A 14,740-nucleotide genomic window follows, 5' to 3' on the forward strand; every position below is an offset into this window, starting at 1 on the left:
CACATGATGGTAAAAGATACAGTCTTACAACTGGCGATCAGGCTGCTGGCTAAGGGCCGCATGTTTCCTACCAATCTTACGCCACAAACACATGTTCAAACCCTGATCGAGCAGCTTCATCCGCTGGCGCCATCAACCCCGTTCATTCGCCTCGGGCCATCAGGTGATGGCGGGTATCTCGTCCCCGACGATCTGGAAGGCATAACAACTTGTTTCTCTCCCGGCGTTGGTCAGATTGCCGATTTTGAGCAAGACTGTGCACGGCGGGGGATGACCGTCTTTATGGCCGATGCCTCTGTTGAGGGACCGCCCTGCCCACATCCGGCCTTTCGATTTAGCAAGCGCTTTCTCGGTGCGTTCACAGACGGTCAGTATATCACGCTGGCCGATTGGGTACATCAATCGCTACCGCCACAGGAGAACGGTGATCTCTTACTGCAAATGGACATTGAGGGTGCAGAGTACGAGGTAATTCTGGCAACACCGGTCGAGTTACTACACCGTTTTCGGATTATTGTGGCTGAATTTCATCATCTCGATCAATTATGGAACAAATGGTTCTTTCTCTTCGCCAGTCGCGCCATCGAGAAATTATTACAAACCCATGCCTGTGTTCACATTCACCCGAATAATCGACGTGGTGCAGTCACTATTGGTAATATTACTATTCCGCGTACAATGGAATTTACCTTTTTACGACGTGATCGGTTGAAAGAACATCAATTTCGGAGCGACTTTCCGCATCCACTCGATGCCGATAATACCACACGTCAGGCATTGTCACTACCAAAGTGTTGGTATCGCAGTACAACATCATCGAAAAACAGTATAAATCAGGACACGATCTAAAGTGCGTCAAATCTTCGATAATACCTGCTGGGAAGCGCACCGATCTTGCGACCACAGTACCAAAAGCCGCCCGTGCACAAAATCAGAGGCTTCAATGTTTTCACCCAAGAGAGACATGCCCGAAACTTATTGTAAACATTGCTCGCAATAGGATTCATCGGGCATGCCACAGAGCTGCCAGCAGTCTACAATGCGCACACAAGCGTTGATCTTGAAATAACGAGGAGGTCAATTCGTGTTGAGCCGAGGTCTTCGCATTGTAAGTTTTCTGACCGGTCTCTGTCTTATCCTCTTTGTTCATAACGATCCACCATTCACCCACCCACTCCTTGCCCAAACCGACCAGATGCAACGGGTAATTGAGCTAACGAATGAGATACGGATGGCAAATGGCCTGTCACCACTGAAACGCAACGACAACTTACAGCAGGCAGCGATCTACATCGTAGAGGACAACGCCAACCGCAATACCCTCTCACACATCGACAGTCTTGGGCGCAGTATCAGGCAGCGCTTTCCGGATTTTGGCTACTTCTATTCCGTAGCCGCTGAGAACCTGGCAGCCGGTTATAACTCGCCAGAGGAGGTGATCAATGGGTGGATGAGTAGCTCCGGTCATCGGGAGAATATCCTACGCACCGGCTTGTGCGAAATCGGTGCCGGTTACACCTACCGTAGCGGCACAACCTACGGCCATTTCTGGTCGCAGACCTTTGGCTGCCGCTGGAATACCTATCCGGTGGTGATCAACGGCGAGGCAGCAGTCACAACATCGTCGACGGTAAACCTGTACATTTACGGTGCAGGATGGGCGGAGCAGATGCGGCTGAGTAATGATGGGAGTACCTGGACGGAATGGCGACCATACGCCACCGAATACACCTGGACACTGGCAGCAGGAGATGGAGTGCGCACCGTTTTCGTGGAGATTCGGCGTGGAACGACCGTCTACCAGGCAAGTGATACCATTGTGGTACAAAATAACACACCACCGCCATCACCCAGCAACCTGCGCCAGACCGGGAGCACTGCCACCAGCATTACCCTCGCCTGGCAGGACAACGCCAGTACCGAGAGCGGCTTTTACCTTTACCGCTGGAACGGTAGTACCTGGAAGCGAATTGCCACCCTGGGAGCGAATGTCACTACCTATACCGATACCGGCCTGAGTTGCGGTCAGAGCTACCGCTATCGGGTAAGCACGTACAACACTGCCGGAGAGTCGGGAGTCACAGAGTTGATCGACGCAAGGACCAATCCCTGCTCAAGTAGTCTAAACCGGGTGTATATCCCGCTCGTAATACGATGACGCCCCAGCGGCAACCGCACACCAATTCAGAAACCGGCGCACTTGGGAATATCCAGGCGCGCACTGCACCAGGACCGAGAGAGTTCTTGCCACACGCCAGGCAACCGATTCGCAAGAACGAGACGACCGCACGCTGTGATTATCTGAGTGCACAACAAGGCGCCTGGTCTGCGGAAGGGTAGATAATCATCCAGGCGTAGCCGTATCGGGTGTTCTTGTAAGTGATAATCCGGTCAGATGAATGAAACGGATTTGCCAAAGACGTTTTTCTTAGCGCCTACCCGAATACCTCGTTACCACATTACGACAATTGCAACCTGTCGGACAATGGATGCAACACGAGACACGGCCATCCTGTCGCCGACACAATCCTAGCGGATGAGGCGAAGGAACCCGTTGGTGCCTCACCCCTGCTCGGATTGCTACCGATCTGACAAAAGGGCACCAGACAATGCCCTGCATTTCCCACGACAGGATGGCTCGGAGTGGTTCTGCCGAGCTGTCACCTAACGCCTTGAGGAAGCTCGATCAAAACGCTCGCTTCGCCGTAGCGCCAGTTTCGCCAGTGTTTCCGCATGACTGGCTTTTGTAATTGGGTAGAAGGCTGTCAGAACCATCCCGCTGATCAGGATCAAGGTTGGCATTGGGCCAATCAGTAAGCGAATTGCTAGCAAGGCGCTTTCGGGTTGCTGACCGGGTTGCAGATTTTCGTTAAAGCCGGAAAATTGTAAAATCTGACCGACCAGAAATAACCCTAGCGCCAACCCCATCTTTTGCAAGAACACCATAAATCCGTAGAACATGCCCTCCCGACGTTGACCGGTCTCAAGTTCATCAAGCTCAATAATATCGGGCATCATACTCCACGGGATGAGATAGGCAGTGGCAACACCCGCACCGGCAATCAGGCCAAGAATGATCGCCAGATCGATCTGTTCGGGCTGTAGAAAGAATAGAAATGCCTGCACACCGATCCAGATCAGGCTGCCGATCATGTAGACTGCCTTTTTACCAATCCGCCGACTTACTGCACTCCAGACAAACAGAAACACGAGGGCTGAACCCTGAACTGCGAATAACATCACTGGGATCAGATCGTTGACGGTGTTAAATGTCAGACCAAAACTGACATGCGGGAACTGTGGAATACTTCCTAACCAAAACACTATGAAGAAGGTGAGGACGCTAGAAGTAACCTGTACTGCCAGCCAGGAGAACATGTAGATTCCAACCACAAAGAGAAAGGGACGATTTTTAAAAACATACCGAATCTGATCCGGTAGACTCAACTCTTCGCTGCCGGGTTCTGGTTCGTAACGCTCACGAGTGCCGAAAAAACACCAGAGGAAGGGAAGCGCAATAAGCACCCCGATAACGGCGCCTGAGACCAGATAACCAGTTTGTTGATCGGCAAATTGCCCTACAATAATCTGGTGCAAAATGCCACCAAGCAGACTCCCGCCAATACTAAAGGCGAAGCGATATGAATTGAGTGCAGTACGTTCGTCGTAGTCGCGGGTCAATTCGGGGGTAAGTGCTGTATACGGCACATTTACCACTGTAAACGCTGTATCAAAGAGAAGAGCGATCACCAGATAGTAAATAAATTTACCGGTCACATCGAATGGAGGAACAATCCACTGTAAAAAGAAGAGCAAGCCAAATGGGGCGGCACCAAACAACAGCCATGGTCGCCGTCGTCCCCAGCGGGTCTGGGTTTTATCAGTCAGCCAGCCGATAATCGGGTCGTTCACCGCATCCCAAATTTTGACGATAAGCAGTATTGTGCCCGCCAGGCCAGGAGGTAGACCGGCAATGGTGGTGAGGAAATAGAGCTGGAAGAACGAAGCAATAATGGTGGCGATGGCCGGACCTAAATCACCAGCACCGAACGCCAGCCGGGTCGCGAGGGGCAAACGCTCTGAGGGAGCCGACAACGGGGCGGCCATAGGGATGTTCTCCTCTGATTTTCAAAAAGACAACCGACGCCTGCTATTGTAGCACTATTAGCGCTGTTTCGCGAGATGGTACAATATCGGGAAGGGGATTGCTTTGCAATACAAAGGGTAATTATGACAATTCTGGAATTGGTTCAGATCAACCTGCTTTCACCAATGGTATTGGCATTTGCACTTGGAATTACTGCGACACTGCTACATAGTGATCTCAAACTTCCTGACGAGTTGTACACCACGCTTTCGATCTATCTCTTGCTGGCAATTGGGCTGAAAGGCGGTATTGCGCTGGCTGAGACAAGCCTGGCCGTGTTTTGGGCACCGGCTGTAGCCACGTTGCTCCTTGGAATCATCATTCCAGTGATTGCTTACGGAGTAGCACGTAAAATCGGTAAGCTGAATGTTGCCGATGCAGCAGCTCTGGCTGCACATTATGGCTCGGTGTCAGCAGTGACCTTCGCCGCTGCGCAGACATTCCTTGACACGGTGGGAGTACGTTATGAAGGTTTTATGCCGGCGTTAGTCGCAATCCTGGAAGTGCCGGCAATTGTGGTAGCACTGTTGATTGCGCAGGTAGCTGGCGCCCCCCAAGGTGGTGACTGGCGCAAAGCGCTACGTGAGTTGCTCACGAGCAAGAGTATTTTGCTTCTCGTTGGCGGTATGATTATCGGTTGGTTGGCCGGCCCGCGTGGCGGCAAGGAAGTCGCACCAGTGTTTGTCGATCTGTTCAAAGGTGCGCTGACCTTCTTCCTTCTGGAGCTAGGAATGGTTGCTGCCCGTCGCTTTCGCGATCTGCCCAGCGCTGGTCTGTTTTTGCTCGGTTTTGGTATCATCATGCCGATTTTCAACGGGCTGCTTGGAATCTGGTTTGGAAGCATGACCGGTCTATCACTGGGTGGCAGTACCATTTTGGGCGTATTGGCTGCTAGTGCATCGTACATTGCTGCACCGGCGGCAGTTCGGATTGCACTACCGCAGGCGAATCCTGGCTTTTACCTGACAGCGGCACTCGGTATTACCTTTCCTTTTAATCTGGCAATCGGCTTACCGCTCTACTACACGATAGCGTCTTTGATTGTCGGTGCACATTGAGCAGAGAAAGGGTCAGCGCAATGGAATTGACAACCGTCAAACTGGTAACTATTATCGCCGAGGCGGTACTTGAAGATCGGATATTGCACGATCTCCGTCAGCTCGGTGCACGGGGTTATACAATTGGTACGGTGCAGGGAGAAGGAACCCGTGGAGTGCACGCCAGTGAATGGGAGGGGAAGAGTCTGCGGATTGAGACGCTGGTACCACCTGAAGTAGCTGAAAAGATTTTACAGCATCTGGCAGCGGTCTACTTTCCTCACTTTGCCGTTATTGCATACACAATGGACGTGCAGGTGGTACGGGGGGCGAAGTTTGGGGTGTAGGTAGAGAGGACAGGCGACCTTTACCTACCCTGGCGCCATTCCTGCCCAGTGGTATCAGCACACCACATCAGCAGAGTATGACCCTACCCCGCACACAGCGGAATTGAGTGAGGGAAACCGATCACCCACCTCTTATGTCTCGCTGTGTATTGCGATCCAACGCAATTTTCCATAGCGCCAATCCCAGTACCTGCGGATCGTGGCGAATGGTATCGGCTTTATTCCATAACTCGCGATAACCGGGATCGGATTCGGCCAGATGACGAACCAGCGGTTCAATCCCTAACGCCCGTATCGTATGCCGATCATTTTCGGTAAAGACCAGCGGATGAAGACCGGCCGCACTATAACGGGCTACAACAGCCGGATGTAATTCGGTAGTGTCATTAACTAAAACAACATCCAGCACACCAAGACCGAGTACATCGACTAATCGCGAAACGTGATCAGCAACGCTCATCCCGTCAGTCTGTCCCGGTTGTGTCGTTGTATTGCAGACAAAGACAACTGTTGCTGATGTTTCACGAAGCGCCGTAACGATTCCCTCAAAGCAGAGTGTAGCCAACAATGAGGTGTAGAAGCTCCCAGGCCCAATGACGACGACATCGGCGTCGGTAATCGCGGTGATTGCCAGCGGGTAAGCTACTGCTGGCGGGTCGAGGAAGAGACGCCGAATCGCCGGTTTGCCCAACGCACGCACTGCCGCTTCTTCAACGACGATTCGACCATCAACCAGCTCGGCACACAAATGAGTGTTGGCGGTTGAAACCGGCAGAATCTGTTCAGGACACCCCAACATCTGGCGGGCCAGTTCGACTGCTGCAGCAATATCACCTGTCATTTGGGTCAAGCCGCCTATCATCAGATTGCCGACTGCCATTCCATCAAGCAGTGGAACCGCTGAACTGCGCAAACGATGTTGCATCAAACGCGGGAGAACAGCATCAGGATTGGCAGCGAGGGTTGCCAGCAGATTGCGCAGATCACCGGGAGCGGGAATATTGGCAATCATTCGCGCCGTACCGGTGCTACGCCCCGAGTCAGTAACTGCGATGATAGCAGTACGTTCGGCGAAGAACGGACGAGCACCGAGCAAGACTTGCGCACTACCCCCACCACCACCAAGCGCGACGATTCGGAGTGCTCGAGTATTATCAGACATAACAAACTCCTTGAACACTCTCTGTGTCCTCTGTGGTACAATGACCTCTTGAGCTTTCATCACTGAAAAAACCAAAACACTCGCCGTGTCCTCTGTGCCATCTGTGGTGATATATGCAACCATCTACACAGTATCATCGCTTTGACCGCACAACTTCGCTCGTCACCGCCAATCTGGTCGGTATCGGGTTGGGAGCAGTTCCAGCAATTGCCTTATATATCGGCCACATTCTCTATAACGGCAATTTAATTCTGATTGATGACTCCGGTCACTGGTGGTCGCTTATCTTGTTTTTAATCCTGATTGTTGTCGGTATCATCGTTCATGAACTGTTGCATGCACTTGGCTGGATACTGGCCGGGCGAGTACCTTTCAGCGCGATCAAATTTGGAGTTGATCGAGAAACGCTCAGTCCATATGCACATCTACGACAACCACTTCCCATCAACCCCTACCGATTCGGCGTTGTCTTGCCGGCGATAGGATTAGGTCTGCTGCCAGCAGCTATTGGTATTATCGGCAACCTGTCACTCTTCACAGTATACGGCGCATTCTTCACACTCACTGCTGGTGGAGATTTTCTCGTCTTGTGGCTGCTGCGCAACGATCCACCACAGGCATTAGTCACCGATCACCCAGAACGTGTCGGCTGCGAGGTGCTCATTCCGGTTGACAACAGCTCAACGTAGAGTTCAACCGTTTGCCGGGCCACTATCGGCCAGTCGAAGGTCGAGCGCACAATTTGTTCACCCGCCGCCCCCCATTCTGACCAGCGGTCACGCGATTCCAGGGCGAGGCGGAGTTTCGCTGTGAGATCATCAACATCGCCGGGACGAACCAGTAAGCCGTTACGATCGGGAAAAACCTTATCGGGAATACCCCCGATCGCGCTTGCAACGACCGGTCGGCGATGGATCATTGCCTCAAGGGTTACCAGAGAACTACCCTCGTACAGCGTTGGATGGACGAACAGATCAACTTCTTCGTACAGACTATGCAACTCTTCATCGTTCAACCGTCCCACGAACAGCGTATGATCGGCAATACCGGCTGCTTTAACTTGCTGTTCTAGTGCAGCACGCGCTGAGCCACTGCCAACAATCAGCCACAGCCAGTTAGGTGGCAATTCATCACGTAAGCGCGCCAGCGCGGCAACTAATACATCAAAGCCCTTGTTTGGTTCCAGGCGACCGACACTGAGTAAGATCGGAGTGCTACTGGCTAGACCAAAGCGGAACCGTAGCGCAGCACGGAGATCGCTGCGTACCTGTGATACACACTCTTCCGTATCAATGGCTGATGGAATCACGACAATGCGGGCAGGATCAACCTTGAGGTAGCGCGGTAGATCATCTTTGGTGCAGGCATCGGTCGCAATGACTCGGTCAGCCTGGCGATGCCCATAAGCGTAGAGAATACGAAACGGTGCATATGCCAGCCATTTACGCCAGTCTGGCGTGCGAAACTCCTCCATACCGTGTGGATTTGCCACAAACGGAACATACCGCAGTTGTGGTGTGCGGTTTCGCGCTACTGCATAACCGAACGCGCACAGACCCTGGCTGTGAACAACATCGAAATCCCCTTGCAGCACGCGCCGGGCAGCTCGTTGACCAATATGCCAACTGTAAATTGGGAAGTTGATTTGTCGTCCAATAACACCGTTGGGTGCTAATAACGGTGACGTGTAATCGTAGCGGATGGTCTCGATGGCATGTAGACGCAGATCACCCGGATCACTGCTGACCGACGGTGATTGAACGTAGAGGGTAACTTCAACGCCTAGGCGGGTGAGATGTTTGGTGAGATGGTAGACGTGGCGTTCGATGCCACCATACCCATGCAGCGGAAAGACGGCACGAGCCAACATAGCCACCCGAATCGGTCGGTTAGCTTTTGGATGGGTGGCGATCATGGCTACAAAATCCTCTCGTACTCCCACGAACAATAACGTCGGAATGATAATAACACGACTCGTAGCTCTGGCAAGACAACGGTATCGGTCACAGCGACCTCATTTGGAGCTGGGAAGGCACGCAACAGGCACGGAAGTCCACACGTTTACGGGTGGAAGGTGGCATACCGTTCATAACTGCTTGCAATGTTGCACTCAATATCATCCCCGGACTACCTTCAGCAAGCTGACTGTCTCGGATGCCGACTCGTTTGTCTCGAGCGATAAGCCCACATCCTTAAATGCGTAACACCCTCATCGAGTGGAACGCACCACGCTCGCCACATCACATTTGCCGGAAGAGAGAACCGCGCTGCGCCCATGCCCAGGCGTTGTTGGGATCGATCTCAATCGCTTTGGTCAGGTCAATGTAGGCCTCTTCGTAGATTTTGAGCGCCTGATAGGTCGCACCACGCCGACTAAGCACCCACGAGTCGTTGGGGCTGAGTTCAAGGGCACGGTTAAAATCCTCCAATGCTTCATTGTAGTGGCGAAGCAACCGATGCGTTTCACCACGCTCGGCAATAATCCAGGTAGCGTCTGGTTTCAATGCTAAGGCACGGTTAAAATCAGTGAGTGCTTCTTCGTAGCGTCCCAAGACGCGATAAACCTGACCACGACTACCTATGGCCCAAGCATAATCAGGCTGAAGTTCAACAGCTCGGTTAAAATCAGCGAGTGCTTCCTGGTAGCGACGCTGCAAACGAAACAATTCCCCACGCTCGGCAAGGGCACTGGCGTGGCTCGGCTCTAGCTCGATCACCCGACTGAAATCGGCTATTGCTTCATCAAGACGATTGACATTGCGGAACAACAAACCACGTTGATAGTAGACCCACGCATACTCGGGATCCAACTCCAGCGCCTGATTGAAATCGGCCAGCGCAGACTCCATCTCGCCAATAACCCGGAACGCCGCGCCACGACTTCCCAACGCCCAAGCGTAATTGGGATCGAGATCGATTGATCGAGTCAGATCGGCAATTGCTTCCTCGAAATCTTCGGCCAGTCGTCGTGTTTCACCACGTTCAGCGTAGAGCCACGCCAGATTGTTTTGTATGGCAATGGCTGCATCAAAATCAGCAATTGCTGCTGTAAAATTGCGCAGTTCCCGGTACGTTATGCCACGATGACCCAATGCCCAAAGATAGGTTGGATCTATGATCAGTGCCTGCGTAAAGGCTTCAATAGCTTCATGATGACGCTGAAGTGCGCGAAGCGTTTCACCGCGCTCTGCATGTACCCACGCCAGATCAGGATTGAGTGCCAGTGCAGCATCAAAATCGGCCAGCGCCTCTGAATAGCGGCGTAATGCACGCCAGACTTGCCCACGGCTTCCTAATGCCCAGGGATATTCTGGTCGCAAGGCGATTGCCTGCGAAAAAGCGTGAATCGCCGCTTCATATCGGCGAAGCATACGTAACGTCTCACCACGCTCGGCGTGGTAGACCGGATCATCGGCTTCCAGCTCGCAGGCACGTGTCAGATCGGTCAGTGACTCTTCCAGCCGACCCAGTTCGCGCAATACCTGTCCGCGTTGAAAATAAGCCCATGCGTAAGTATCATCGATGGCAATCGCACGGTTAAAGTCGGCCAGTGCTGCTTCCCGTCGGTCATTAGAGAGATGTTCAAGACTCATCGTGGTCCTCTTTTCACTACGAATGATGATGAAACATACGACTAGTACCGGGGTGATGTTTCATCTGATCACCCTCGACGAACTGAACCGAGTAGTCCACCGAGACCTAACGAAACAATTTCGTACTTGCCAAGCTGTTCATTCGCCATCAAACGAGGTAAGATGAGATCGACGATATTTTGATCGCGGGAACGGACACACCCAGGGGCACCGATCAGCGGAATACGATCGGCACTACCGGGCACGTAAGCCAGTAAGAGCAGATTCCCTGGTTCAACCGGAGCACCATAATGAGCAATCTCGCCGCCGATCCGTCTGACCGCTCGCGGAATCACATCATCACGATCAACAACCGAAGTTTCACCAGCCGTTATGATCAAATCAGCACCGGCTGCCACCAGTGATGTAAGTCCGGCAGCTACTTCGGATTCGTCTGGTGGTACATGATGCCACGCAACCATTGTTGCCCCCAGATCGGTAATTCGCCCAACAATCGCCGGTAGCACACCACGTTCGACTCGCGCCCGTGCTGATGGACTACTGACCAACGCAACGCCAATTCGGCAGCGCACGAACGGTGCCACACGCAATACCCCTTGCTCGCCAGCAACAGCGCCAGCCCGTGCAATGTCTGAGGCAGGTACTGCAAATGGAATAATCTTAATTGTGGCAAGCATCTGACCGGCCGAGACCAGTGTGTACGGAGGTAATGTTGCAACGGTTAAACCGTCGATCAAATTGATTGCCAGCAACGCTTCAGCGTCGATCATCAACGGGCCGTTGTACGCAGCACGGAGGTTTACCCGTCCGGCGTATGGTTCACCGATGACCACACCGGCTCCAGCCACGGCCTGGGCCAGACGCAATGCTGCCTCATCTTCGTGCACATCATCAGCCTCCAGTACGGCAACCCGCACAGTGGTACAACCCAGCTCAGCAAGGCGCGGTACATCGTCAGCCTGTAATTGGCGACCCTTATTGAAAGCTTTCCGTCCCTGTGCATCGGCTATATTGTGACAGAGGATGTGTCCAATGGCCGCCGTTACCGGTAAGGTCTCGATTTGCATACCTGTCTGCCTGTTCCTGAGTGATGTGCTCATACTAACCGACGCTGAGAATGCGCCCAGGTGTGTGCAGCCTGTTCCGCATCGTGCTTCATTTCACCCTTCTTTCGCCGTAGAGGAACGCAGAGGGATAACAGATGCCAGCAACCGCACGTTTCACATTGTAAAATGTTTGTCACAGCAACTGATACCCGGTTTCCTTACGAGCGCACTTTTTGTTAACACGTGTAATTCATGGTACCATGCTAATGGAAAACACAACATGGACTCGTAGACATAACTTGCACAACGTATGATCAACTCTCCAACTGTACCGCGTGAGCGCGGCCTTGGGTATGCTTTCGTCGGTGGTCTGGCCATTACGCTCATCGCTGTTTTGCTAGGCGCCATCTTTCTCTACTGGTTTATTACCGTTCAAAAGGGGCCGGCACCGGCCGAACTCTTACCTGCTGACGTTCAACTGTACGCCAGTCTATCGCCAACTCTGAGCGATGTGCCTGAACAACCGCGTATTGAACGTGCGTTGAATGAAATTTTCGGCCTGGCGCTGTCATCTGATGCAGCAGCCAATATCGCGGCGTTGCTTGGGGTCGACCTGGATCGCGATGTAGTAACGTGGATTGGCAGTGATATTGCGATTGTTGTGCGTGATTTTACACCCGTAACGCGCGATGTCGCAACTGATCTGATGACGAACGGTGAGGTGCTGATCTTTCTTGCCTCACGCAATGATCCCCAGGCTCGCCTGTTTTTAGAGAAACATCTGACGATACGCCGTAATCGTGGCGAAACCATTACCGAGCAGCGAGCTGGAAACACCACGATTTTCATCGGCGAGATCGATCATCCTCTCCGTGCAGTAGGCTTGATCGAGCACTATGTCGTCTTTTCTAATCGCCCTGAAGCGCTCGTTAAGCTGACCGATGGCGCTGGGCAGCCAGATCGGTTGGCCGATCTAAATGCGTTCCAAAAGTTTCAGGAGACGATTGCCGTCGTGCGTTCGGGTGCACTGTATACCGATGGTTCACCTTCCGCAGAAGCAGCCCGCGCCGCTGTCAGAGCCTGGCTTGTGAAGATACTCGGAACGCAGTAGCAGCACGTCGCTCGTCGTCTTGTGGTGACCGGGCAGGAATTTTATCCGAACACTCATCTCACGCTAATTGAATGGGCGTAGCGCCGCTGTGTCTCGACCGATCTGCTTCGGCGACAGGATATGTTGGATAGGTGCCGTGACAGGATATTCCGGATAGGCTCTAAATGGCACACGATGATAATCAGCCTGATACCGATGCAGTGTGACAAGACGATGACGTATCCCCACGAGTAAACCCCGACGGACGGACGCAACATCAATGTCTATCACCTCGCAGTACTAGAGTGGCGGTTCGCGAGCTGCCCCTCCTTCTTTTGCACTTTTGCAACAGAATATCTCGGTCAGGTTCTTTCAGCGTGCTTTTCCGACCCCGGTAGAGGTAACAGTTCCCAATCTACGCAAACACCTCCTCCTCTCTGTGAGAAAGAAAGAGGGCTAGAGAATGGTACGGAACGCCAGGCGCTCTCTACCGTGCAGGTACTGGGCATGTTGAAAACCGCTCGGTAACCGATACCAGCGCAGATCAGGAACCGTTTGCTACTGCACCTGCTAGAACATCTTTCAGTTCGCTTCTGTTCACAATCGTCGGCTGACCGGCTGTGCGATAGCGAACTTCAACCTGGTTTGTCGCCAGAAGCTTCTCACTGATGACGACCCGCCAGGGTGCACCGATCAGATCAGCATCGTTGAACTTTACCCCGGCTCGTTCATCGCGATCATCGATCAGCACTCGCCAACCAGCAGTCTGTAGTTCAGTGGCTAGTGTCTGGGCGGCAGTGATGAGTGCATCGCTCCGGCCTATTGTTACCAGATGCACAGCTACCGGCGCAATCGCAACCGGCCACACAATGCCACGCTCATCGTGATTCCGCTCTACCGCAATGTGCAAGAGTGGTTCAAGGTCGAGTTCGATACCCGCGATCACCAATGGTCGATTGTGGCCATCTGCATCCTGCACGAGTATTGTGGTCGCTTGGAGCGGTGTTACAACACCAACCGCCGCGCCATTTCCTTGCACACGCGCCGTACCGCAAAACGGACATGGATCACCAACCATCGCCTGCGCAATATCGGCGACCAGCGTTGCCTGCCAATCGCGCCCATACACAACATCACGTAGATGATAACCGGGGCGGTTGGCGCCGGCCACGAGTGGCGCGCCATTCGTGACCGTCTGATCGGCAACTACGAACACGTTGTGCAGGCCAACCGGTGAGGCGTAACCAGGTACGGCACCACACGCCCTAATCTGCGCTTCGTCGGCAGGCAACAGTTCATCGGCGCCAACAACCGCAGCCAATTTAGACAAACTCGCTTCGCGGTCGCCACGCACCACGGCAAAGATCAGGCGCTGCTCACCAGCACAACGTGCATTGAAGAAAAGAGCTTTGGCCGTAGCTGAGGTTGAGATGCCAAGGAAGGTAGCCAGGGCTGCTATAGTATTCGCGTTGGGTGTTTCAACCAGACTCATGGCCGGTGCCAGCCCGGAATACGGCGGCAGAGGAGCGAGCGGCGCCAGGTCGATTGGCGCACGTCCCCCACAAACCGGACAATCGAGGGTCGTGAGCGGTCCTGCTTTTGTATCAACAATGATCGTTGCGCCACGTTCCGTCTTGAGCGCATCGGCCACAACCGTCAGCCCGCACTCGTGCAGCGTTGTGCGTAACTGTTCAATGATTGCTGCGAGGTTCGTTTGAGCTTGAGCAACGTCGAGTGCTAACCCTGCCCAGCTCAAGGATGTTACAACGGGCAGATCGAGCAGCCCCGATCGTTGACGCACCGTTGCGCGCCGGCGGCGGCGCAGACTCCAGACAGATAGCGGTAACTGACGGTATGAATCGATCTCACGGCGGGCCAGAGTGGTTATCACATCCAACCAACTCGCCATTGTTGGCAGGTAGATTTCTTGGGAACCATTACGACGAAGCGTATTGGTCAGATGGGTTATCAGATGCTGCAAAACCGCATTTCCCAACGGCAATAAAGCAGGTTCGCCGGTATCCAGCGAACGCAGCATCCCGGCCCGCCAGAGCAACTGCGCTGCCGGATTATCGGCTTCGGTCGGCGCCTGACGGAGGGTACGACCAAAGATCGTAGCAAGTCGCATACATTGTTTCTCCTCAACAGGAATAGTGGCGATGAGGTCAATCCTATTTTTTCCGCATACTCGGAACGAACACAATCGACGATTAGTCTGATGCCGATGGAATGTACTCTCCACGAGTGAAACTCAACAGGCAGGCGCAGCACCAATGAGCACCACTCCGCCTACTAGCAAAGTGGTTTGCGAACTACGC

Annotated in this window: 12 protein-coding genes; 6 read left to right on the forward strand and 6 right to left on the reverse strand. The window is 53.2% G+C overall.

Annotated features, from left to right (window positions below):
- Positions 1-3: 3 nt before the first annotated feature.
- Both QTO31_RS02210 and QTO31_RS02215 read left to right on the forward strand, forming a co-directional pair.
- Positions 4-849, forward strand: a complete 846-nt coding sequence (locus QTO31_RS02210; protein ID WP_301427951.1) for a hypothetical protein — start codon at positions 4-6, stop codon at positions 847-849.
- Positions 850-1,084: 235 nt separating this feature from the next.
- A complete protein-coding gene (locus QTO31_RS02215; protein WP_301427952.1) occupies positions 1,085-2,158 on the forward strand; it encodes a CAP domain-containing protein in 1,074 nt (357 codons plus the stop codon).
- Between the two features lie 506 nt (positions 2,159-2,664).
- Here QTO31_RS02215 and QTO31_RS02220 read toward each other — a convergent pair.
- Positions 2,665-4,107, reverse strand: a complete 1,443-nt coding sequence (locus tag QTO31_RS02220; protein WP_301427953.1) for an MFS transporter — start codon at positions 4,105-4,107, stop codon at positions 2,665-2,667.
- 123 nt (positions 4,108-4,230) lie between these two features.
- Here QTO31_RS02220 and QTO31_RS02225 point away from each other — a divergent pair, with 123 nt between their 5' ends.
- Complete coding sequence (locus tag QTO31_RS02225; RefSeq protein ID WP_301427954.1) at positions 4,231-5,205, forward strand: sodium-dependent bicarbonate transport family permease; 975 nt, start codon at positions 4,231-4,233, stop codon at positions 5,203-5,205.
- Positions 5,206-5,225: 20 nt separating this feature from the next.
- The gene (locus tag QTO31_RS02230; protein ID WP_301427955.1) at positions 5,226-5,531 is read left to right on the forward strand and encodes a P-II family nitrogen regulator; all 306 of its coding nucleotides are present in this window, start codon (positions 5,226-5,228) and stop codon (positions 5,529-5,531) included.
- A gap of 121 nt (positions 5,532-5,652) precedes the next feature.
- On the opposite strand, the gene QTO31_RS02235 is transcribed toward QTO31_RS02230, so the two are convergent.
- Positions 5,653-6,693, reverse strand: coding sequence for a uridine diphosphate-N-acetylglucosamine-binding protein YvcK (locus QTO31_RS02235; RefSeq protein WP_301427956.1), 1,041 nt, complete (start codon positions 6,691-6,693; stop codon positions 5,653-5,655).
- Between the two features lie 113 nt (positions 6,694-6,806).
- On the opposite strand from QTO31_RS02235, the gene QTO31_RS02240 reads away from it, so the two are divergent.
- Entirely contained in the window at positions 6,807-7,382 is a 576-nt protein-coding gene (locus QTO31_RS02240; protein WP_031458205.1) for a DUF3267 domain-containing protein, read from the forward strand.
- On the opposite strand, the gene QTO31_RS02245 is transcribed toward QTO31_RS02240, so the two are convergent.
- The 3 genes from QTO31_RS02245 to QTO31_RS02255 form a co-directional block, all read right to left on the reverse strand.
- Entirely contained in the window at positions 7,325-8,608 is a 1,284-nt protein-coding gene (locus QTO31_RS02245; protein WP_301427957.1) for a glycosyltransferase family 4 protein, read from the reverse strand. The two genes, QTO31_RS02240 and QTO31_RS02245, sit on opposite strands and share 58 nt — an antisense overlap.
- A 325-nt stretch (positions 8,609-8,933) precedes the next feature.
- Positions 8,934-10,286, reverse strand: coding sequence for a tetratricopeptide repeat protein (locus QTO31_RS02250; RefSeq protein ID WP_301427958.1), 1,353 nt, complete (start codon positions 10,284-10,286; stop codon positions 8,934-8,936).
- Positions 10,287-10,354: 68 nt separating this feature from the next.
- Positions 10,355-11,353 carry a molybdopterin-binding protein gene (locus QTO31_RS02255; protein ID WP_301427959.1) on the reverse strand — a complete coding sequence of 333 codons (999 nt, stop codon included), beginning with the start codon at positions 11,351-11,353 and terminating at the stop codon, positions 10,355-10,357.
- A 289-nt stretch (positions 11,354-11,642) separates the two neighbouring features.
- On the opposite strand from QTO31_RS02255, the gene QTO31_RS02260 reads away from it, so the two are divergent.
- Positions 11,643-12,443: a DUF3352 domain-containing protein gene (locus QTO31_RS02260; RefSeq protein WP_031460453.1), complete on the forward strand. Its 801-nt coding sequence runs from the start codon at positions 11,643-11,645 to the stop codon at positions 12,441-12,443.
- A gap of 523 nt (positions 12,444-12,966) precedes the next feature.
- On the opposite strand, the gene QTO31_RS02265 is transcribed toward QTO31_RS02260, so the two are convergent.
- Positions 12,967-14,550: a proline--tRNA ligase gene (locus QTO31_RS02265; protein WP_301427960.1), complete on the reverse strand. Its 1,584-nt coding sequence runs from the start codon at positions 14,548-14,550 to the stop codon at positions 12,967-12,969.
- Between the last annotated feature and the right edge of the window lie 190 nt (positions 14,551-14,740).

The organism is Chloroflexus sp. MS-CIW-1, from assembly GCF_030444705.1.
GTDB lineage: Bacteria > Chloroflexota > Chloroflexia > Chloroflexales > Chloroflexaceae > Chloroflexus.

Bases quoted from the DNA above. Each gene is read 5' to 3' on its own strand.
- QTO31_RS02210 (WP_301427951.1), top strand. From the start codon at position 4: ATGATGGTAAAAGATACAGTCTTACAACTGGCGATCAGGCTGCTGGCT.
- QTO31_RS02220 (WP_301427953.1), bottom strand. From the start codon at position 4,107: ATGGCCGCCCCGTTGTCGGCTCCCTCAGAGCGTTTGCCCCTCGCGACC.
- QTO31_RS02225 (WP_301427954.1), top strand. From the start codon at position 4,231: ATGACAATTCTGGAATTGGTTCAGATCAACCTGCTTTCACCAATGGTA.
- QTO31_RS02230 (WP_301427955.1), top strand. From the start codon at position 5,226: ATGGAATTGACAACCGTCAAACTGGTAACTATTATCGCCGAGGCGGTA.
- QTO31_RS02235 (WP_301427956.1), bottom strand. From the start codon at position 6,693: ATGTCTGATAATACTCGAGCACTCCGAATCGTCGCGCTTGGTGGTGGT.
- QTO31_RS02240 (WP_031458205.1), top strand. From the start codon at position 6,807: ATGCAACCATCTACACAGTATCATCGCTTTGACCGCACAACTTCGCTC.
- QTO31_RS02245 (WP_301427957.1), bottom strand. From the start codon at position 8,608: ATGATCGCCACCCATCCAAAAGCTAACCGACCGATTCGGGTGGCTATG.
- QTO31_RS02250 (WP_301427958.1), bottom strand. From the start codon at position 10,286: ATGAGTCTTGAACATCTCTCTAATGACCGACGGGAAGCAGCACTGGCC.
- QTO31_RS02255 (WP_301427959.1), bottom strand. From the start codon at position 11,353: ATGCAAATCGAGACCTTACCGGTAACGGCGGCCATTGGACACATCCTC.
- QTO31_RS02260 (WP_031460453.1), top strand. From the start codon at position 11,643: ATGATCAACTCTCCAACTGTACCGCGTGAGCGCGGCCTTGGGTATGCT.
- QTO31_RS02265 (WP_301427960.1), bottom strand. From the start codon at position 14,550: ATGCGACTTGCTACGATCTTTGGTCGTACCCTCCGTCAGGCGCCGACC.